Origin of the sequence: Jiangella ureilytica, from assembly GCF_004348545.1 — a bacterium.
Lineage (GTDB): Bacteria > Actinomycetota > Actinomycetes > Jiangellales > Jiangellaceae > Jiangella > Jiangella ureilytica.
In genome coordinates, this window is sequence record NZ_SMKL01000041.1 from 34662 (window position 1) to 54119 (window position 19458).

Consider the following 19458-nt stretch of genomic DNA (forward strand, 5'->3'; position numbering starts at 1 on the left):
TGCCGCAGTCGCGGCGGCTGTCCGAATCGCGACATGTCGCAACCACGGCACCCGTCGCCCGATGACAGCCGTACGCTCCGGACCCCACCGTGGATCCATGTCGAACTGGCCCACACGTCCGGATGGTCCGATCCGTCCGCTCCGAGGGCGGCCGATCGCCGCCCTGGCGAGCGTGGTGCTGCTGGCGGCCACCGCCGCCGCGAGCACCCCCGCCTCCGCCGCCCCGAGCTCCACGCCACTGCCCGGCATCGCCGCCGGCACCGCGACCGGTCCGCAGCAGGCCACGGTCAGCCGGGTGACGCTGATCACCGGCGACACCGTGCACGTGACGGAGTTCGCGGACGGACGGCGGTCGGTGCGCATCGACCCGGCGCCGGGACGTGAGGACGTCACCGTCCACCAGTTCGAGATCGACGGCCGCTCGCTCGTCGTGCCGGCCGATGCGATCGCGCTGCTGGCGGCGGACCGGCTGGACCGGGCGCTGTTCGACGTCGGCGCGCTGATCGAGCAGGGCCACACCGACTCGGTGCCGCTCATCGCCGTCTACGAAGGGGCCGGGATCGCCGCCGCGCCCGCGGGCGCCACGGCCGGGCCGGAGCTGGCGAGCATCGGCGGCCGCGGGCTCGACGTCGCCGCCGAGGACGCCGCCGCCTTCTGGGCCGCGCTGGCGCCGGAGGGCGACGCCGTCAGCACGCTGTCCGGCGGCATCCGGAGGCTCTGGCTGGACGCGCGCGTCGAGGCGACCCTGGATCGCAGCGTCGCGCAGATCGGCGCGCCGGCCGCCTGGGAGGCCGGGCTCGACGGCACCGGGGTCACCGTCGCCGTCCTCGACACCGGCGTCGACGCGGACCACCCGGATCTCGCCGGCCAGGTCGTGGCCGCGGCGGACTTCTCCGGCAGCCCGTCGACGGCGGACCGGTTCGGCCACGGCACCCACGTCGCCGCGACCATCGCCGGCACGGGCGACGGCTCCACCGGCCCCAGCCGGCCCGGCGTCGCGCCGGGCGCGCGAATCCTGGCCGGCAAGGTGCTCGGCGACGACGGCTACGGCGACACGACCAGCGTCATCGCCGGCATGGAGTGGGCCGTCGAGCAGGGCGCCGACGTCGTCAACATGAGCCTCGGCGGCGGGCCGTCCGACGGCACCGACCCGCTCAGCGTCGCCCTCGACGAGCTGAGCGCCGCCAGCGACACGCTGTTCGTCGTCTCGGCCGGCAACGACGGCCCGGGCTCGGTGACGATCGGCAGCCCGGGCAGCGCCGACGCCGCGCTGACCGTCGGTGCCGTCGACCGCGACGAGTCGCTCGCGGAGTTCTCCAGCCGCGGCCCGCGCCTCGGCGACCAGGCGGTCAAGCCGGACATCACGGCGCCCGGCGTCGGCATCGTCGCCGCCCGCGCCGCCGGCACCGCGATGGGCACCCCCGTCGACGAGCTCTACACCGCCGCCAGCGGCACGTCGATGGCGGCTCCGCACGTCGCCGGCGCCGCGGCCCTGCTGGCCCAGCGGCACCCGGACTGGACCGGCGAGCAGCTCGAGGACGCCCTGGTCAGCACCGCCCTCTCCCACCCCGAGCTGACCCTCGACGAGCAGGGCGCCGGCCGCGTGGATCTCGTCCGCGCCGTCGGCCAGCAGGTCTTCGGCACCGGTTCACTGGGTCTGGGCACCTACGCCGACGGCGACACCACTCCCGTCACCCACGACGTCACGTACACCAACACGACCGCCGCTGCCGTCGAGCTGAGTCTGGACCTCGCTCTCGCCGGCCGCGACGGCGCACCGCCCGCCGCGGGCGCCGTCGACCTCGGCGCCGCGACGGTGACGGTCCCGGCCGGCGGGACGTCCACGGTCACCCTCACCGTGGACCCCGCCGCGCTGGACCGAGGCCGCTTCACCGGCCGGCTCACCGCTGAGTCGGCGGACGGCTCGGTCGTGCTCGCGACCACGCTCGGCCTGGTCAAGAGCGCGCCGGTGCGGACGGTGACGGTCAGCGCCGTCGGCCCGGACGGCCGGCCGGCGTTCACCTCGCCGCTGGTGCTGTTCGGCGCGGACCCGCAGTTCGACACCGTCATGACCCTTCCCACGGGCGGCCCGGTCGAGCTGCGGCTGGGTGAGGGCGACTACTTCCTGCACGCGCTCATCGAGACCGACCTCGACGGCGAGGAGACGGCGTTCCTGGTCGTCGACCCGGACCTCGAGGTCGACGGCGACACCGAGGTGGTGCTGGATGCCCGCGAGACGCGGCGGGTCGAGATCCGGACGCCGCAGCCGGCCGAGCAGCGCGGCATCTGGGGCTACTACACCCACCGGCAGGTCGACGGCCGTCACATGACCAACGGCACCATGCACTTCGACGGCGTCCGCTCGCTCTGGGTGACCCCGACCGAGGAGGCGACCGGCGGCGTGTTCGAGTTCATGTCGCGCACGCAGCACGTCGCCCCGCAGCTGACGACGACGGCGGCCGCCGGCGCGGCGTTCTCCGCGACGCCGCAGCCGCTGAACCAGTCGCCGCTGTTCGACGGCCGCCGCACGCTCGACGTCGTCGCGGCCGGTGCGGGCGGCGAGAAGGACTACGCCGGCCTGGACGTGCGCGGCAAGGCCGTCGTGGTGTGGCCGCAGGCCGACCCCGACGGGGACCTGCTGTCGGCGCCGGCAGCCGCGGCCGGGGCGGCGATGCTGCTGGTCGTGCCGCCGGACGGACAGGACTGGCCGCAGTTCTGGCAGCCTGCCGGCGACCGGTTGCCGCTGGTCGCGGGCACGCTCTCGCCGGCGGAGGGCCGGGCGATCGCCCAGCGGCTGAAGGACGGCCCGCTGCGCCTGCACGTCGACGGCATCGCGGCCAGCCCGTACCTCTACGACGTCATGCAGGTGTCGTCCGGGCAGGTGGCCGACCCCGTCGTTCACACCGTGAGCAGCGAGAACAGCGCCGTCATCACCGCCGACTACCACGAGCCCGGCGGCGAGCCGTGGTCGAAGGAGCAGCGCTACGGCTGGCGGCCCTGGCAGTCCGAGACGATCATCGAGCACCAGCGGCTGGTCGGCACCGGGCAGACGCGCGTCGAGTACGTGTCCGCAGGTGACACCGTCTGGCGCCAGCACGTCCTGCCGTACCGCAGCTGGGACGAGATGAACCCGGTGCTGTCCGGCATGAGCCACGACCTGCGCAGCTACCGGGCCGGGGAGCGGATCGACGAGACCTGGTTCGCGCCGCTGGTCCGGCCGGCCATCCCCGCGGGCGTCGAGGGCGCCGACCCGTACCGCACCGGCGACACGCTGAACATCTGGATCCCGGAGTACGTCGACACCGGCGCCGGCCACTACGGCCGCGCCGAGGCCGCCGTGTTCGGCTCGTCGCCCGACCGGATCGAGGCCCGGCTCTACCAGAACGACCGGCTCGTCGCCGAGACGGAGGGCGTCTGGGGCGCGTACCCGGTGACCGGCGCGTCGGGCCGCTACCGGCTCGAGCTGAGCACCGAGCGGGACCGGCCGGACTGGGAGTTCGCGCCGCGCACGGACACGACGTGGACGTTCCGGTCCTCGCGGCCGGCCGGCAGCGAGAGCACGGTGCTGCCGCTGATCCAGCTCGACTACGGGGTCCCGGCCGGCCTGGACAACCGGGTGGCGCCGGGATCGGCTCTGACGTTCACGCCGCGCCACCCCGACGGCCTGACGGACCCGCCGCGGATCGTCCGGCTCCGCGCCTGGGTCTCCTACGACGACGGCGGGCGCTGGACGCCGCTCGCCGTCCGCCCCGACGGCTCCGGCAGCTGGACGGCGACCGAGCGCGGACTGCGCGGTGACCACGTGTCGCTGCGGGTCGAGGCCACGGACGCCGACGGCAACAGCGTCACCCAGACCGTCGAGCGCGCCTACGGGCTCCAGCGGTGACGGTGGCGACGGCGGCGGTCGTCCCCGGCCCGGCAGCTCTGCCGCCGTCAGGTCAGCCAGCCGCGACGGGCGACCTGCCAGGCCAGCTGCATGCGGGTCTCGGCGCTGGCCAGCTCCATGAGGTCGCGGATGCGGCGCTGGACCGTACGCATGCTGACGCCGAGGCGGGTGGCGATCGCCTTGTCGCTGACGCCCGCCACCAGCAGCGACAGCAGGTAGCGCTCGTCGCCGGAGAGCGCGGTGGCCGGTCCCGCCCCCTCCCAGGGACCGGTCACCGCCACGCCGCCGGTCTCGGTCCCGCGGCCGGTCACGGCCACGCCGCCGGAGAGCAGCAGCGGCGCCGCCGCCGACCAGTAGCTCTCGAACAGTGCGATCAGCGCCGTCAGCAGGTTGCTGTCGCGGACGATGGCGGCCGTCGGCTCGGTGATGCCGTCGCTGCGGGGGACCAGCGGGCAGATCGCGACCGACCGGTCCGAGATGGCCAGCCGGATCGGCAGCGTCGGCACCGATCGCGCCTGCTCGCCGGCCTCGATGCCCTTCGCGACGTTGTCGATCATTCCGGGCTCCTCGAGCAGCTGCCGCTCGTACAGCACGCGGTAGGAGACGCCGCGGGCCAGCATGTCGAACTCCTCGTCGTTCTCCTCCGACGGCATCGCCACGTGCCCGGCGCGGCAGAACCACAGCATCTCCGAGCGGGTGCCGAGCTGCACGGCCCGGATGCGCTGGCGGATCGCCTCGCCGCCGGTCACGATCTCGAGCAGCTGGCCGGCGTCGCGGCGGCGTGCGGTGGCGAGGTGCTCCTCGGCCAGCTCGGCAACCGCCGCGCGGGCCTGGTCGAGCGACTCCTGGCCGCGCAGCAGCAGCGGGCCGAACGCGACATCGGGCGGGTTGGCGGCGAAGCGATCGCCGCCGTCGCCGCCGGGCAGCCGCCGGGCCAGGCCGCGGGCGAGCAGCCCGTCGAGAACCGCGCGGGCGCCGTCGCCGGACAGCCGCAGCTGCGCCGCCAGATCGTCGGCGCAGGCCTCGCCGGCCCGGACGAGCAGCCGGTAGACCTGTTCCTCGTCTGCGGTGATGCCGGTCCCCTCGAGCATCAGCGGTCCTCCTCGTCGCCGCGGCGGGCAGGTGATGTTCTAGTGTCGGACACACCGGGAGCCGGCGCGCGCGGAAGGGACGGCAGGTGGACCTCGACGCGTTCGTCGCCGCCCATCGTGACGAGTGGGACCGGCTCGAGCGGCTGGCCCGGCGCAGCGGCCGGCTGAGCGGGCCCGAGGCCGACGAGCTGGTCGCGCTCTACCGCGCCGCGTCGACGCACCTGTCCACGCTGCGCTCGGCCGCGCCCGACCCCGTCGTGCTGGGGCGGCTGTCCGCGCTGGTCGCCCGGGCCCGCACGGCCATCGCCGGCGCCCATGACCCCGGCTGGCGCGACGTCGTCCGGTTCCTGACGGTGGGCTTCCCGGCCGCCGTCTACCTCAGCCGGCGCTGGTGGATCGGGGCCGCGCTGGCGTTCGGCATCGTGTCGGTCGCCATCGGCTGGTGGGTCGCGGTGACGCCCAGCGTGCAGGCGTCCATCGGCGCGCCGGACGAGATCCGCCAGCTCGTCGAGCACGACTTCGAGGACTACTACTCCGAGAACCCGGCCGGCTCGTTCGCGGCGCGGGTGTGGGTGAACAACGCCTGGGTGGCGGCGGCCTGCCTCGCGCTCGGCGTGTTCCTCGGCATCCCGGTCGTCTACGTGCTGTGGATGAACGCCGTCAACGTCGCGGCGTCGGCGGGGCTCATGGCCGCGGCCGGCCGGCTCGACGTCTTCTTCGGCCTCATCACGCCGCACGGCCTGCTGGAGCTGACGGCGGTGTTCGTCGCGGCCGGCGCGGGGTTGCGGCTGGGCTGGACGGTGGTCGATCCCGGCCCGCGCAGCCGCGCCGAGGCGCTCGCCGAGACCGGCCGGGCCACCATCGGCATGGCGCTCGGGCTGGCCGGCGTGCTGCTGATCTCCGGCGTCATCGAGGCGTTCGTGACGCCGTCGGGCCTCCCGACCTGGGCGCGCATCGCCATCGGGGTGCTCGCCGAGGCGCTCTTCATCGCTTACGTCTGGGTGTACGGACGGCGGGCGGTGCTGGCCGGCGAGGTCGGCGACATCGACCGGTCGGCCCGCGCCGACACCCTCCCCGTCGCCGGCTGACGGCGGCCCCCGATCGACGTCGGTGAGGGTGACGGGGTCAGAGGCGGCCGGTGGCCTTCAGCTCCAGGTAGGCGTCGGCGACGGCGGGCGGGAGGTCGGCGGGCGGCTGGTCGACGACGTGGGCGCCGCGGCGGGACAGCAGCTCGGCCAGCCGGGCGCGCGCCAGCCGGTCGTGCTCGGCGGCGGCAGCGGCGTAGACGGCGTCGGAGTCGCCCCGACCGGCCGCCAGCGACGCCAGCCGCGGGTCGGCGACGGACGCCACCACGACGGTGTGCCGCCGGGTCAGCTGCCCGATCACCGGCAGCAGCCCGAGCTCGACGGCGCCGGAGTCGAGCCCCGTCACGATCACGACCAGCGCGTGCTGCCGGGCCCGGGCCAAGACCTCGGCGGTGAGCTGCCGGTAGTCGGTCTCGAGCAGCTCGGGCTCCAGGACGGCCAGCGTGCCGACCATGCGGCCCAGCACGTCCGTCGCACCCAGCCGCGCGACGTCGGCGCGCACCTGGCGGTCGAAGGCGAGCAGGTCGACGCGGTCGCCGGCCCGGGCCGCCAGCGCGCCGAGCAGCAGCGCGGTGTCGATGGCGGCGTCGAGCCGGGGCTCGTCGCCGACCCGCCCCGCCGAGGTCCTGCCGGTGTCGAGGACGATCAGCACGTGCCGGTCGCGCTCGGGCCGCCAGGTGCGCACGACGACGCCGCCGTGCCGGGCGGTCGCGCGCCAGTCGATCGAGCGGACGTCGTCGCCGCGGACGTACTCGCGCAGCGAGTCGAACTCCGTCCCCTGGCCGCGGACCCGCACCGCGGACCGGCCGTCGATCTCGCGCAGCCGCGCCAGCCGCGACGGCAGGTGACGGCGGGCGTGGAACGGGGGCAGCACCCGGACGGTCCACGGGACGGAGTGCGAGACCTGCCGCCCGGCCAGCCCGAGCGGGCCGATGCTGCGCACCGTCACGCGGTCGGCGGTCCGGTCGCCGCGCCTCGTCGGCCGCAACGACGTCTCGATCAGACGGCGCTCGCGTGCCGGGACGTCGAGGGCGACGCGATCGGTGGCGCACCCCGCCGACGGCGGCCAGGCGTCGCGCAGCAGGCCGCGGACGCGGTGCCGGCCGTCGTTGCGCACGCCCAGCCGTACCGTCGCCGTCGTGCCGAGCCGGGCGGTGTGGTCGCCGTCGCGCGACAGCCGCAGCGACCGCGGGGAGCCGGCCAGCGCGACGTCGGCCAGCGCCAGCGCCACGACCACGCCGGTCACCAGCAGGACGCCGGCCGTCGTCGGCACGGCGGCCGCGACGACCACCGCGCCGATGGCCGCCAGCACGGCGGCCCGCCCGGTCAGCACCATGGGCGCGTCAGCGCGGGACCGGCACGGTGGCCAGCACCGTCTCGAGCACGGAATCGGCGGTGACGCCCTCCATCTCGGCCTCCGGCCGCAGCGTGAGCCGGTGCCGCAGAGTCGGCCGGGCCAGCGCCTTGACGTCGTCGGGCGTGACGAATCCGCGCCCGGACAGCCAGGCCCAGGCGCGCGCCGTCTTGAGCAGCGCCGTCGCTCCACGCGGCGAGACCCCCAGCTGCACCGACGGCGACAGGCGGGTGGCCCGGCAGACGTCGACGACGTAGCCGAGCACGTCGGGCTCGACGCGGACGGCGGCGACGGCGTCGCGCGCGGCGGTGAGGTCGGCCGGCGAGGCGACCGCCCGCAGCCCGGCCGCGGCGAGGTCGCGCGGGTCGAACCCCTCGGCGTGCCGGCGCAGGACGGCGATCTCGTCGTCGCGCTCGGCGATCGTGACGGTGAGCTTGAGCAGGAACCGGTCCAGCTGGGCCTCGGGCAGCGGGTAGGTGCCCTCGTACTCGACCGGGTTCTGGGTGGCGGCGACGAGGAACGGGTCGGGCAGCGCGCGCGGCTCGCCGTCGACGGTGACCTGCCGCTCCTCCATGGCCTCGAGCAGCGCGGCCTGGGTCTTCGGCGGCGTGCGGTTGATCTCGTCGGCGAGCAGCAGGTGGGTGAAGACCGGCCCTTCGACGAACGAGAACTCCGCCGTGCGGGCGTCGTAGACCAGGGAGCCGGTGATGTCGCCGGGCATGAGGTCGGGCGTGAACTGCACCCGCTTCGTCTCGACGTGCAGGGTCGCCGCGAGCGCGCGGACGAGCAGCGTCTTGGCGACGCCGGGAACGCCCTCGAGCAGCACGTGGCCGCGGCAGAGCAGCGCGATGACCAGGCCGCTCACCACCGCGTCCTGCCCGACGACGGCCTTCGCGACCTCGTGGCGGACGGCGGTCAGCGCGGCCCGGGCGTCGTCGCCGGGGGTGCTGCCAGGCGTGGGCGCGCGCGGCGGCGGGGTCTGCTCGGTGGACGCGTCGGTCACGATGGGCGGGGATCCTTTCCGGTGGGCGAGGCGCCGGTGGCCCGGGGGACATCGGCATTCTCCAGGGCGTCGAGGTCGTCGGCCAGCCGCACCAGGGCGGCGTCGTCGGCGGGCGGCGGGCCGGCCAGCAGCGCGACGATCTCCGCGGCCGGGCGGCCGGTGCGGCCGGCGAGGGTGGCGGCCAGGGTGCCGACGGCGGCAGGTCCGGGCTCGCCGGCGGGCAGGTGCGCCGTGGCGGCGAGCCGGCGGATCGCGGCGCTGCGCAGCAGGGCCGCGGCGTGCGCGCGGGACCGGCCGCGGCGGTACAGCCGGGCCCGGCCCTCGGTGGTCTCGCTGGCCCGCACGACGACGGGCAGCGGCTCCCTGACCAGCCGGCCCAGCCGCCGTGCCCGCCAGAGCGCCGCCAGCAGCGCGGCGGCGGCGAGCTGCCAGGCGGCCGCCCGGACCCAGCCGGGCAGCTGGTCGGTGAAGGCGGCCGGCGACTCCGCGGCGCCCTCGGGCAGCGGTCGGTACCAGACCAGCCGCTCGCTCTCGCCCAGCAGCCCGAGCGCGAGGGCGGCGTTGCCGTCGTCGTCGAGGTACTCGTTGGTCAGCGGGTCGGCCGTGCCGAGCAGGACGACGGGGCTGCCGCTCTGGGTCGCCGTGACGGCCAGAACCGGCTCGCCGTCGACGAGGTAGCAGCGGGCGCCCTCGGACCGGCTGACGTCGCCGTCGTAGCCCAGGCCGCCCAGCCGCGCCGACCCGGCCCGCTCGGCCACAGCGAGCTCGCACGCGGGGTCGACCGAGCGCGGCTCGTCGACCAGCACGGCCGACAGCCCGGGCGCGTAGTCGGGCACCCGCACCTGGGCCGCCACGAGCACCAGCCGGGCGCCGGTGTCGACGAGCCGGTCGACCTGCGCGGTGGTCAGCAGGTCCGGGACGGTGACGAGGACGGTGTCGCCGGGGCCGGCGGCCGCGGTGGCGTCGGCGTGGGTACGCACCGGCTCGACCTCGACGCCCTGCTCGGTGAGCAGCCGGGCCAGCGCCCGCGCGCCGGCGTTGTCGACGCCCTCGGGGTCGAGGTAGCCGCGGCTGGCCCGGCTCTGCACGATGCCCAGGATGACGGCGGTGACCAGCAGCAGCACGACGACGGCGAGCGGCTTGCGCCAGCGCCGCCAGTGATCGGCGCCGGTGGGATCGAGCGGCCGCGATTCCGGCGCGACGGTGATCGCACCGCTCACCGGGGCACCGCCAGGACGGGGCCGTCGTCGGCACGGGGTCGCGACCGCGCCGCGGTGACGGCGTCGTCGACGGCGCGCAGTAGCCGGTCGTCGTCCCGGCCGGCCGCCGCGCCGCCGTAGCGGACGCCGTCGAACAGCCGGGCGGCGACGTGCATGCCCCCCGTCCGGCCGGAGCCGGCACCGTCGGGCAGCGCGATCTCGCCGATGACGGCGGTGGCCTCGCGAGCCGCCTCGTCGGCGGTGCGGCCGGGCCGCGGGTCGAGTACGCCGCGCTCCTCCAGTCCCGCGACGACGGCGCGGAACCGCTCGACGACGGCGGTGGGCCAGTCGCCGCGGGCGGCGGCGTCGTCGGCAGCGGCGCGGTACTCGGCGGCGCTGCGCGGGCGGTCGGGCAGGACGGCGCCGGAGCGCTCCGCCGCCCGCCGCGCCAAGGGGCCGGCCCGCAGGATCACGACCGCCGCGAACGCGACCGCGATGACGACGATGACGGCCAGCCCCACCTGGCTGGACAGTGTGCCGGTGGCGGCGTCGAGGATGCGCTCGACCTGGTCGGCGATCCAGCGAAGCACCCGCGTGAGGAGGGGGGTGTCGCGCTCGTAGGACGGGCGCGAGAGCTCCTGGCGGGCGAGGTCGCGCGCCTCGTCGCGGCCGAGGTCGACCGGCACCGACAACGGGATCACGGCGAGCCCGGGGGCGCTCCGGGACCGCCGCGGCCGTGCAGGTCGACGCCGGCGGCGCGGGCGAGGTCGATGTCGAGGCCCTCGCGGCGGATGCGCCGGTCGATGTAGAGCAGCGCCGTCGCCGCGGCGGAGAACGGCGCCGTGATGGTGGCCGAGATCATGCCGGCCAGGGTGTTGAGGACGTACCACGTGACGGGGTCGTCGGAGGCGTTGGTGCCCAGCATGGTCGGGACGCCGAACGGCACCGCCACGACCTGCCCGATGAGGAACACGATGATCATGATCAGCAGCAGGATCGCGAACACGCGCCACCACGACGTGCGCACCAGCGTGGCCGACCGGCGCAGCGACTCGAAGACCCGGATGGGCCGCGTGGCGCCGTCGGCGTTGGTGGTCTCGAGCATGATGGCCGGCGTCGACAGCGCGTAGCGCACGTACAGCCACACCGTGATCGGGATGGCGGCGATGGCCGTGAGGCCCACCAGCACGGCCGCGGCGCCGGACCCACCGGCCAGCCCCACTGCGAGGGCCAGCACCAGCACCGTGAGGCCCGGGGCGAACCAGATGAGGGTGTAGGTCAGCGTGAGCCCGAGCAGCCGCAGCAGCCGGCCCTTCGACTCGCGCCACGCCTGCCCGATGGAGAGATCGCGCCCGAGCACCGCCTGCCCCACCACGACCGTCAGCACGCCGGTGAGGAAGACGGTGGCGATGAGCGTGACCAGCCAGCCGAGCAGGGCCGCCGGGATGCCGCGCGACAGCGACTCGAGCGCGTCGGCGTCGGACATGCCGAGGTCGGGCTCGGTGATCGCCTCGCCGAAGATCCAGGCCAGCACCGCCGACGAGAGGATCTGCGTGCCGGCCGCCACGACGGCGGACAGCCCCAGCATGGCGGCGAGGTTGCGCCGGATGGTCGTGATGGCGCCGTCGAGGATCTCGGTGACCCCCAGCGGGCGCAGCGGGATGACGCCGGGCTTGACGTCGGGCGCCTTCCAGGTGTGGCCGGTGCCGGACGCCCAGGCGCCGTACTGGCCCGGGCCAGGGCCGTAGCCGGGACCGCCCGGGCCGTAGCCCGGCCCGTGGCCGTAGCCCGGCCCGTGGCCGTAGCCGGGGCCGGGTGCGCCGGGCGGGCCGGTGGGGCCGGGACCGCCGGGCGCGGGTCCCCAGCCGCCGGCGGACCAGCCGCCGGCCTGCTGGCCACCCTGGCCGGGAGGGCCCTGGCCGGGAGCGCCCTGATGCGGCTCGTAACCCTGACCGGGGGCGGCCGGACCTGGTGCGCCGCCCTGCCCCGGTGCGTCGCCCTGCCCCGGTGCGCCCTGACCGGGGCCGCCGGGTGCGGCGCCCCAGCCGCGCGGCTGCGGTTGCTGCGGCGACCAGCCCGGGTACGGCGGCGGAGCGGGCGCGCTCGCGTCGTCGCCGGCGCCGGCCGCGTCGCTCTGGCGCGCGTCGTCGTCCGGCGGAGGCGACCCCGCGTTCCCGGACATCGGGCTCCCTTCTCCCGCGACGTCGCCGCGGGCCATGCCGGTCTCGGCTCAATCCTGTCACGTCCCCTGGACAGCGCTTCGACCCGTCGCCGGCGCGTCCCGCGGGCGGCCTGATGAGCGACTTTTTCACTCCCGGGCCTTCTCGGTGTCACCATATGGACATGAAGGGACGTGTGCTCATCGTCGACGACGACACCGCGTTGGCCGAGATGCTCGGGATCGTGCTGCGCGGAGAGGGCTACGAGCACGCCATCATCACGCGCGGCGACGACGTGCTGCCGGCGTTCCGCGAGTTCAAGCCGGACCTCGTGCTGCTCGACCTGATGCTGCCCGGCCGCGACGGCATCGACGTGTGCAAGGAGATCCGCGCCGAGTCCGGCGTGCCCATCGTCATGCTGACGGCCAAGAGCGACACCGTCGACATCGTCGTAGGGCTCGAGTCCGGCGCCGACGACTACGTCGTCAAGCCGTTCAAGCCGAAGGAGCTGGTCGCGCGCGTGCGGGCCCGGCTGCGCCGCACCGACGACCCCAAGCCCGAGACGCTGCAGGTCGGCGACGTCGTCATCGACGTGGCCGGCCACTCGGTCAAGCGCGACGGCCAGCCCATCTCGCTGACGCCGCTCGAGTTCGACCTGCTCGCCTGCCTGGCCCGCCGGCCGTGGCAGGTGTTCACCCGCGAGGAGCTGCTCGAGAAGGTGTGGGGCTACCGCCACGCCACCGACACCCGCCTGGTCAACGTGCACGTCCAGCGCCTGCGCTCCAAGATCGAGCACGACCCCGAGCGTCCCGAGATCGTCGTGACCGTCCGTGGTGTGGGGTACAAGGCCGGCCCTGGGTGATCCGATGATCGGTCCCGTGGCCGGCGACGGGGAGCGGGCGGCAGCGGCGGGCGCGGCCGGCGCCGACACGCTGTCGCGGCTGCTGCCACGCCTGGCCCAGTGGGCCATGCGGCCCTGGCAGTTGGTCCGGGGCGCGTGGCAGCGCTCGATCCAGCTGCGGGTCATCACGGCGACGCTGGCGCTGTCGGTCGTCGTGGTGTCGCTGCTCGGCGTCACGCTGTCGCGGCAGATCACCGACGGCCTGCTCGACGCGCACGCCGACGCCGCGGTCGCCGACGCCGCCGCGGGCATCGACAACGCCCAGCGCCAGCTCGCCACCACCGACGGCGCCTCCGGCGAGCTGCGCCGAGTGCTCGTGCAGATCGCCGAGACGCTCGCGGCCGGCGGCAGCACGTCCGCGGCCAGCCAGCCGCTGTACGAGATCGTCGTGCTCAGCGCCGAGGGCGGGCAGACGTACCGGTCCGGCGCCACCGCCGACAGCGTGCCGGCGGAGCTGCGCGAGCGGGTGCGCGACGAGGACCGGGTCTTCCGCACCTACACGTCGATCCACTACCCCGACGCGCCGGCGGTGCCGGGCCTGGCGGTCGGCGGACGCATCATCGACCCGTTCGGCGGCGCCTACGAGCTCTACTACCTGTTCCCGCTCACCGAGCAGCAGCAGACCATCGACCTCGTGCTGACGGCGCTGGCCACGGCCGGCGTGCTGCTGGTCGTGCTGCTGTGCGCGCTGGCCTGGCTGGTCGCGCGCCAGGTGGTCACACCGGTGCGGCTGGCCGCGCGCATCGCCGAGCGGTTCTCGGCCGGCAACCTGGCCGAGCGCATGGCGGTGCGCGGCCGCGACGACCTCGCCCGGCTGGCCATGAGCTTCAACCAGATGGCGGCCAGCCTGCAGCACCAGATCGGGCAGCTGGAAGAGCTGTCGCGCATGCAGCAGCGGTTCGTCTCCGACGTCTCGCACGAGCTGCGCACGCCGCTGACGACGGTGCGCATGGCCGCCGACGTCCTCTACGAGTCGCGGGGCGACTTCGACCCCGTCGTCGAGCGCTCCGTCGAGCTGCTGCAGGCCCAGCTGGACCGGTTCGAGGCGCTGCTCACCGACCTGCTCGAGATCAGCCGGTTCGACGCCGGCGCCGCCGCCCTCAACGCCGCGCGCCACGACGTCCGCGACATCGTCCACAAGGTCGTCGACGCCGCCACGCCGCTGGCCGTCGAGAAGGGCAGCGACCTGGTGGTCGACGTGCCGGTCGAGCCGGCCGTGGCCGAGGTCGACGCCCGCCGCATCGAGCGCATCGTGCGCAACCTGGTCGTCAACGCCGTCGAGCACGGCGAGGGCCGCGACGTGCGCATCGCGGTGGCCGCCGACGACCACGCCGTCGCGATCACCGTCCGCGACCACGGCGTCGGCCTCAAGCCCGGGGAGTCCTCGCTGGTCTTCCACCGGTTCTGGCGGGCCGACCCGGCGCGGGCCCGGACCACCGGCGGCACCGGCCTGGGCCTGTCCATCGCGCTCGAGGACGCCCGGCTGCACGGCGGCTGGCTGCAGGCGTGGGGCGAGCCCGGCGACGGGTCGCAGTTCCGGCTCACGCTGCCCCTGGTGGCCGGCGACGACCTGCACTCCGCGCCGCTGGCCCTGGTGCCCGACGACGTCGGCGACGGCGGGCTCATGGATCCCAGCGCCATCGGCGCGCCGTACCGCCGCGTCGCCGCGACGGTGCCGGCCGAGCCCGACGGCACCGCGTCGCCGTCGCCGGTGTCCTCGGCCGCGTCGGCCCCGGCGCCGCAGCCCACGCCGTCGTCGCCGCAGCCGCAGCCGCCGCCAGCCGCCTCCGCCGAGCCCGCAGAGGAGGCGACCCGTCGTGCGTAGCCGCGCCGCCCTCGTCGCCGCCCTGCTGGCCGCGTCCGCCGTCGCCGCCGGGTGCAGCGAGATCCCGACGTCCGGCCCGGTCATCGACGCCGGCGCCGTCGAGCCGCTCGAGGAGCAGCGCCGGTTCATCGAGGTCTCCGAGGCGCCGCCCGAGCCGGGCATGACGCCGGTCGAGATCGTCGACGGCTTCATCGAGGCGATGGCCTCCTATGAGCCGGGCTACGAGACCGCGCGCGAGTTCCTCAGCGAGGAGGCGGCCCGGCAGTGGGACCCGTCCGCCGGCGTCACGGTGTTCTACGAGGCCCGGCCGGACACCCAGCTGGTCGGGACCGACACCGTGCACGTCCGCATGACGGTGCGCGGCGCGGTCGGCAGCGACGGCTCGTTCCGCGAACTGCTCGACACCCCTGACCGGGACCGGTCGTCGGAGCTGCAGCTGGTGCAGGAGGACGGCGAGTGGCGCATCGCGAACCCCGCCGACGGCATCCTCATCGACGACTTCAGCTTCGACCGCGAGTACCAGGCCCGCAACGTGTACTTCTTCGACCCGCGGTTCGAGGTGCTGGTGCCCGACGTCGTGTACCTGCCTCGCACGGCGAACGACGCGACCGCCACCCTGCTGGCCCGCCGGGTGCTGGCCGGGCCGACCGACTGGCTGGCGCCCGCCGTCGTCACGGCGTTTCCCGAGGGCGCCGAGCTCGGCATCGACTCCGTCCCCGTGCGCGACGGCATCGCCACCGTCGACCTGAGCCCCGAGGTCGCGCTGGCCGGGCCCGAGGAGCGCGAGCGCATGGCCGCGCAGCTCATCTGGACGCTCGGCGCGCTCCCCGAGGTCGAGGCGGTCAGGGTGCTGGTCTCCTCCGGCGCGCCGCTGGCGCAGAGCGAGCCCCTGACGCCGCGCGACCCGGAGATGAGCGGCTACGACCCCGCCGTGCTGAACCCCGGCACCCCGCTGTTCGCCGTCGGCGACACCGGCGTGGTGAGCGTGACCGACGGCGAGACGGCGCCGGTGGCCGGACCGCTCGGGGACCTGCCCGGCATCAGCGAGATCGCGGTGAACCAGGGCGGCCACCGCGCCGTCGTCATCACCGGCGACGCCGCGAGCGGCACCGTGGTGCAGGCCGCGTCGTTCGGCGAGGAGGAGCAGCTCGAGACCCTCTTCCAGGGCATCGACCTCAGCTCCCTGGCGTGGGACCGCACCGGCCTCGTCTGGGCGGTCGACCACGGCGTCCCGGGCCCCGGCCTGATCGTCACCCAGCCCGACGGGCAGCCGCTCGAGGTGCTGCTCGACCCCGAGCTGGCCGGCCGCGACATCACGCGGCTGGCGGTCTCGCCCGACGGCGCCCGGGTCGCGCTGGTCGTCGGCGGACTGGCCGAGGTCGCCAACGTCATCCGCGACGTCGACGCCGGCACCGTCCGCATCGGGGACGCGCGGCCCGTCGGCCCGGCCGGCGTCGCCGAGGACGTCGCCTGGAGCTCCTCCAGCCCGTCCTGGAGCGCCGCCGACGCCGTCGTCGTCCTCGCCCACACGCAGACGGCCGGCGCCGAGACGTCGACGACCCAGCCGTACCTCGCCACGCTGTCGGGGCAGGAGGTCGTGCCACGCGGCCTGCAGGTCGAGGACGGCGAGCGGGTGGCCGGCTCGCCCGGCCTCCCCACGGTGCTCCAGTCCGCCGACGGCGTCCTCTACCTGCAGCGCTCCAGCAACACCTGGATCGAGCTCGGCCCCGGGCGCCACCCCGCCTACCCCGGCTGACCCCCCTCGGAATGATCGCGTTCAGCACGAGATCTCGTGTCGCACCACGCCTGCGATCGTGGTGAGACTCGGGTGATCGTGTCGGGGGCCCGGCGTTGTCGGAGCCGGACGGCATGATGGGCGCATGATCGTTCTCGCCCGGCTCCGGCGGGCCGTGGCCGGGCTGGTGCCGGCCGCCGCCGACCTCGCGCTCGGCAGCGCCTGCGCCGGCTGCGGCGAGCGCCCCGGCCTGCTCTGCCCCGCGTGCCGGTCCGCCCTGCTCGGCCCCGCCACCCGGGTGCTGACGGTGCCCGGCCGGCCCGACCTCCCGCTCGCCGGTGCCGCGGCCTATGCGGGCGCCGTCCGCGCGGCCATCCTCGAGCACAAGGAGCACGGACGGCTGCCGCTGGCGGTCCCGCTGGGCGACGCGCTGGCGGTCGCCGTCACGGCGCTGCTGGCGGCGCCGGGCGGCTGCGGGCACCCGGCCCACGGCGACCGGCCGGTGGTGCTCGTCCCGGTCCCGTCGGCCCGCCGCGCCGTGCGCCGGCGCGGCCACGACCCGGTCCTGCGCTCCGCTCGCCGGGCCGCCGCCACGCTGCGCCGGTCCGGTCAGGGCGGGGCCGTCGCGCCGGCGCTGCGGCACCGCCGGCGGGTCGCCGACCAGGCCGGGCTGGCCCGGCGCGAACGCGAGCGCAACCTGCGCGGCTCGCTGGCATGCCGGCGCTCGGCGGCCCGGGTCGCCCGCGGCGGCTGCGTCGTCATCGTCGACGACATCGTGACCACCGGGGCCACGTTGCGCGAGAGCGCGCGGGCGCTGGCCGAGGCCGGCGTGCGACCGTGCGGGGCGGTGGTCGTGGCCGTCGTGTGAAGTCGGTCGCGGTTAGCACGAATCGCGACGATCCAGGTGTACTGAGGGCGTCGAACGGCTAACGTTTGTGCATGGCACCCATTGCTGATCCCTGAACTCTCGGGAGGGCCGGGTGCGTATCCCGGTCATGCGAGCGCGTGGGTGTCGCTCGCCCGTCTGAAGCCACACGACCGGGAGGTTTCGAGTGGATATCGTCATCAAGGGCCGTCACACGACCGTGCCGGAGCGGTTCCGCAATCACGTCACGGAGAAGCTCTCCAAACTCGACAAGATCGCGCACAAGGTCATCCGCGTCGACGTCGAGATCACGGCCGAGGCCAACCCACGCCAGACCGACCAGTCCGAACGGGTCGAGCTGACCCTCCACTCCAAGGGCCCCGTCATCCGGGCCGAGGCCGCCGCCGCCGATCGGTACGCCGCACTCGACCTCGCCACCGACAAGCTCATCGGCCGGCTGCGCAAGGCCGCCGACCGCCGCCGCGTCCACCGCGGCAGCCGCACGCCCATCTCGGTGGCCGCCGCCACCGCCGGTCTCGACCGCGTCGCACCCATCCCCCCGCAGCCGGCGCCGGCCGTGTCCGCCGCCACCGCCGTCGAGGACCGCCCCGACGACTACGCCGTGCCCGACGGCTACGCCGTTCCCGACACCGGGCCCATGGTCGTGCGCGAGAAGACCCACCGGGCCGAGCCCATGACGCTCGACCAGGCGCTCTACGAGATGGAGCTGGTCGGGCACGACTTCTACCTGTTCGTCGACGCCGAGTCCAAGATGCCCAGCGTCGTCTACCGGCGCCGCGGCTACGACTACGGCGTCATCCGGCTCGACGTCTGACCCTCGCTCCACGGCATCGGCACGTCCTCGCGGAGGGCGTGCCGATGTCCGTTGCGGCGCGATTCCAGCGGCCGGACCCTGTCGGTGGGCGCTGGTAGCTTCGCGGGCATGGCTCGACGAGAGAAGCTGTCGATCGCCGCGGCCCGGCGGGTGGCGCTGGCGGCGCAGGGCTTCGCCGACGCGCGCCCCGAGGCGCCCGACCGGCGGGCCGTCCGCCGCGTGGCCGACCGCGTCGGCGTCGTGCAGATCGACTCCGTCAACGTCCTGTCCCGCTCGCACTACCTGCCGTTCTTCAGCCGGCTCGGCCCCTATCCGCGGGCCGAGGTCGACCGCGCGGTCAACAAGTCGCCGCGCATGCTGTTCGAGTACTGGGCGCACGAGGCGTCCATGGTGCCGGTGCGCACCCAGCCCTACCTGCGGGCGCGCATGGCCCGGGCCGACCAGCTGGCCTGGGGCGGCATCCGGCGGCTGGCGCGCGAGAAGCCCGAGTTCGTGGCCTGGGTGCTCGAAGAGGTGAAGCGCCTCGGCCCCGTCACGGCGGGCGATATCGAGCACGACGCCCCGCGCGAGAAGACCGACTGGGGCTGGAACTGGTCCGACGTCAAGACGGCGCTCGAGTACCTGTTCTGGTCCGGCGAGGTCACGTCGGCCGGGCGCAACGGCTCGTTCGCCCGGCTCTACGACATCCCCGAGCGGGTCCTGCCGCGCCAGGTCCTCGCGGTGCCCGACCCGTCCGAGGAGGAGTCGCATCGCGAGTTGGTCCGCATCGCCGCCCGCGCCCACGGCGTCGGGTCCGAGCAGTGCCTGCGCGACTACTTCCGGCTCTCCGTCGACGGCGCCAAGCTGGCGGTCGCGCAGCTGGTCGAGGCCGGCGAGCTGCTGCCGGTCACCGTCGAGGGCTGGAAGCGCCCCGGCTACCTGCACTGCGACGCCCGGGTGCCGCGCCGGGTCGACGCCCGGGCGCTGCTGAGCCCGTTCGACTCCCTCATCTGGGAACGCGCCCGCACCGAGGCGCTGTTCGGCTTCCGCTACCGGCTCGAGATCTACGTCCCGCCGGCCAAGCGGGTCCACGGGTACTACGTGCTGCCGTTCCTGCTCGGCGACGCGCTCGTGGCCCGGGTCGACCTCAAAGCCGACCGGCAGGCCGGGGTCCTGCTGGTCCAGTCGGCGTGGGCCGAGCCCGGCTCGCCGGCCGACACCGCCGAGGAGCTGGCCGACGAGCTGGTGTCCATGGCCGGCTGGCTCGACCTGTCCGGCGTCACGGTCACCGGCCGCGGCGACCTCGCCGCCCCGCTTCAGGACGCCCTGCTGCGCGCCGCCGCCTGACGCCGGGGGTCGACACGGACGTGGGGGTCGTTGGGGGCGTGTGGTTGCGTGGGGTTCCCCCGTCCCCCTGCTGCCCATTCTCTTAAGCCGCGCGGGTGCCCTCAAGTCCGCGCGCCCTGGGGGCGCTTGGACTTGACCGCGCCCGCGCGGCCTAAGAACGGGCAGCTATCAGGGGGACGGGGGGAGTCTGGCGA

At 75.5% G+C, this 19458-nt stretch carries 14 protein-coding genes; 8 read left to right on the plus strand and 6 right to left on the minus strand.

The window, feature by feature from the left end; all coding sequences use genetic code 11:
* Nucleotides 1-172 precede the first annotated feature (172 nt).
* Complete coding sequence (locus tag E1212_RS18120) at nucleotides 173-3886, plus strand: S8 family serine peptidase (protein WP_203416973.1); 3714 nt, start codon at nucleotides 173-175, stop codon at nucleotides 3884-3886.
* Nucleotides 3887-3933: 47 nt separating this feature from the next.
* On the opposite strand, the gene E1212_RS18125 is transcribed toward E1212_RS18120, so the two are convergent.
* Entirely contained in the window at nucleotides 3934-4977 is a 1044-nt protein-coding gene (locus tag E1212_RS18125) for a helix-turn-helix domain-containing protein (protein WP_131984975.1), read from the minus strand.
* 86 nt (nucleotides 4978-5063) lie between these two features.
* Between E1212_RS18125 and E1212_RS18130 the strand changes: the two genes are divergently transcribed.
* Entirely contained in the window at nucleotides 5064-6065 is a 1002-nt protein-coding gene (locus E1212_RS18130) for a stage II sporulation protein M (protein ID WP_131984977.1), read from the plus strand.
* Between the two features lie 37 nt (nucleotides 6066-6102).
* Here the strand turns inward: E1212_RS18130 and E1212_RS18135 are convergent, their stop codons facing one another.
* From E1212_RS18135 to E1212_RS18155, 5 genes are read right to left on the minus strand one after another with little or no spacing between them, the layout of a single operon-like run.
* A complete protein-coding gene (locus E1212_RS18135; protein WP_131984979.1) occupies nucleotides 6103-7398 on the minus strand; it encodes a DUF58 domain-containing protein in 1296 nt (431 codons plus the stop codon).
* Nucleotides 7399-7405: 7 nt separating this feature from the next.
* A complete protein-coding gene (locus E1212_RS18140; protein ID WP_131984981.1) occupies nucleotides 7406-8419 on the minus strand; it encodes an AAA family ATPase in 1014 nt (337 codons plus the stop codon).
* Entirely contained in the window at nucleotides 8416-9639 is a 1224-nt protein-coding gene (locus E1212_RS18145) for a DUF4350 domain-containing protein (protein ID WP_131984983.1), read from the minus strand. The genes E1212_RS18140 and E1212_RS18145 overlap by 4 nt, the downstream gene beginning before the upstream one ends.
* Nucleotides 9636-10319: a DUF4129 domain-containing protein gene (locus tag E1212_RS18150; RefSeq protein ID WP_131984985.1), complete on the minus strand. Its 684-nt coding sequence runs from the start codon at nucleotides 10317-10319 to the stop codon at nucleotides 9636-9638. Before E1212_RS18150 ends, E1212_RS18145 begins: the two co-directional genes overlap by 4 nt.
* Complete coding sequence (locus tag E1212_RS18155) at nucleotides 10316-11800, minus strand: DUF7847 domain-containing protein (protein WP_131984987.1); 1485 nt, start codon at nucleotides 11798-11800, stop codon at nucleotides 10316-10318. The genes E1212_RS18150 and E1212_RS18155 overlap by 4 nt, the downstream gene beginning before the upstream one ends.
* 161 nt (nucleotides 11801-11961) lie before the next feature.
* Between E1212_RS18155 and mtrA the strand changes: the two genes are divergently transcribed.
* From mtrA to E1212_RS18185, 6 genes are all read left to right on the plus strand, one after another.
* Nucleotides 11962-12639: an MtrAB system response regulator MtrA gene (gene mtrA, locus E1212_RS18160; RefSeq protein ID WP_046769651.1), complete on the plus strand. Its 678-nt coding sequence runs from the start codon at nucleotides 11962-11964 to the stop codon at nucleotides 12637-12639.
* A 4-nt stretch (nucleotides 12640-12643) separates the two neighbouring features.
* A complete protein-coding gene (mtrB, locus tag E1212_RS18165; RefSeq protein ID WP_131984989.1) occupies nucleotides 12644-14503 on the plus strand; it encodes an MtrAB system histidine kinase MtrB in 1860 nt (619 codons plus the stop codon).
* Nucleotides 14496-16259 carry an LpqB family beta-propeller domain-containing protein gene (locus E1212_RS18170; protein WP_131984991.1) on the plus strand — a complete coding sequence of 588 codons (1764 nt, stop codon included), beginning with the start codon at nucleotides 14496-14498 and terminating at the stop codon, nucleotides 16257-16259. Before mtrB ends, E1212_RS18170 begins: the two co-directional genes overlap by 8 nt.
* Before the next feature lie 124 nt (nucleotides 16260-16383).
* Entirely contained in the window at nucleotides 16384-17106 is a 723-nt protein-coding gene (locus tag E1212_RS18175) for a ComF family protein (protein ID WP_131984993.1), read from the plus strand.
* Between the two features lie 184 nt (nucleotides 17107-17290).
* Nucleotides 17291-17938 carry a ribosome hibernation-promoting factor, HPF/YfiA family gene (gene hpf, locus E1212_RS18180; RefSeq protein WP_131984995.1) on the plus strand — a complete coding sequence of 216 codons (648 nt, stop codon included), beginning with the start codon at nucleotides 17291-17293 and terminating at the stop codon, nucleotides 17936-17938.
* Nucleotides 17939-18046: 108 nt separating this feature from the next.
* Complete coding sequence (locus E1212_RS18185; RefSeq protein ID WP_131984997.1) at nucleotides 18047-19264, plus strand: winged helix-turn-helix domain-containing protein; 1218 nt, start codon at nucleotides 18047-18049, stop codon at nucleotides 19262-19264.
* Nucleotides 19265-19458 lie beyond the last annotated feature (194 nt).

What these genes read in the sequence shown, in the direction of transcription:
- E1212_RS18125 (WP_131984975.1), bottom strand. Translation starts at nt 4,977, where the DNA reads ATGCTCGAGGGGACCGGCATCACCGCAGACGAGGAACAGGTCTACCGG.
- E1212_RS18135 (WP_131984979.1), bottom strand. Translation starts at nt 7,398, where the DNA reads ATGGTGCTGACCGGGCGGGCCGCCGTGCTGGCGGCCATCGGCGCGGTG.
- E1212_RS18155 (WP_131984987.1), bottom strand. Translation starts at nt 11,800, where the DNA reads ATGTCCGGGAACGCGGGGTCGCCTCCGCCGGACGACGACGCGCGCCAG.
- mtrA (WP_046769651.1), top strand. Translation starts at nt 11,962, where the DNA reads ATGAAGGGACGTGTGCTCATCGTCGACGACGACACCGCGTTGGCCGAG.
- mtrB (WP_131984989.1), top strand. Translation starts at nt 12,644, where the DNA reads ATGATCGGTCCCGTGGCCGGCGACGGGGAGCGGGCGGCAGCGGCGGGC.
- E1212_RS18175 (WP_131984993.1), top strand. Translation starts at nt 16,384, where the DNA reads ATGATCGTTCTCGCCCGGCTCCGGCGGGCCGTGGCCGGGCTGGTGCCG.
- E1212_RS18185 (WP_131984997.1), top strand. Translation starts at nt 18,047, where the DNA reads ATGGCTCGACGAGAGAAGCTGTCGATCGCCGCGGCCCGGCGGGTGGCG.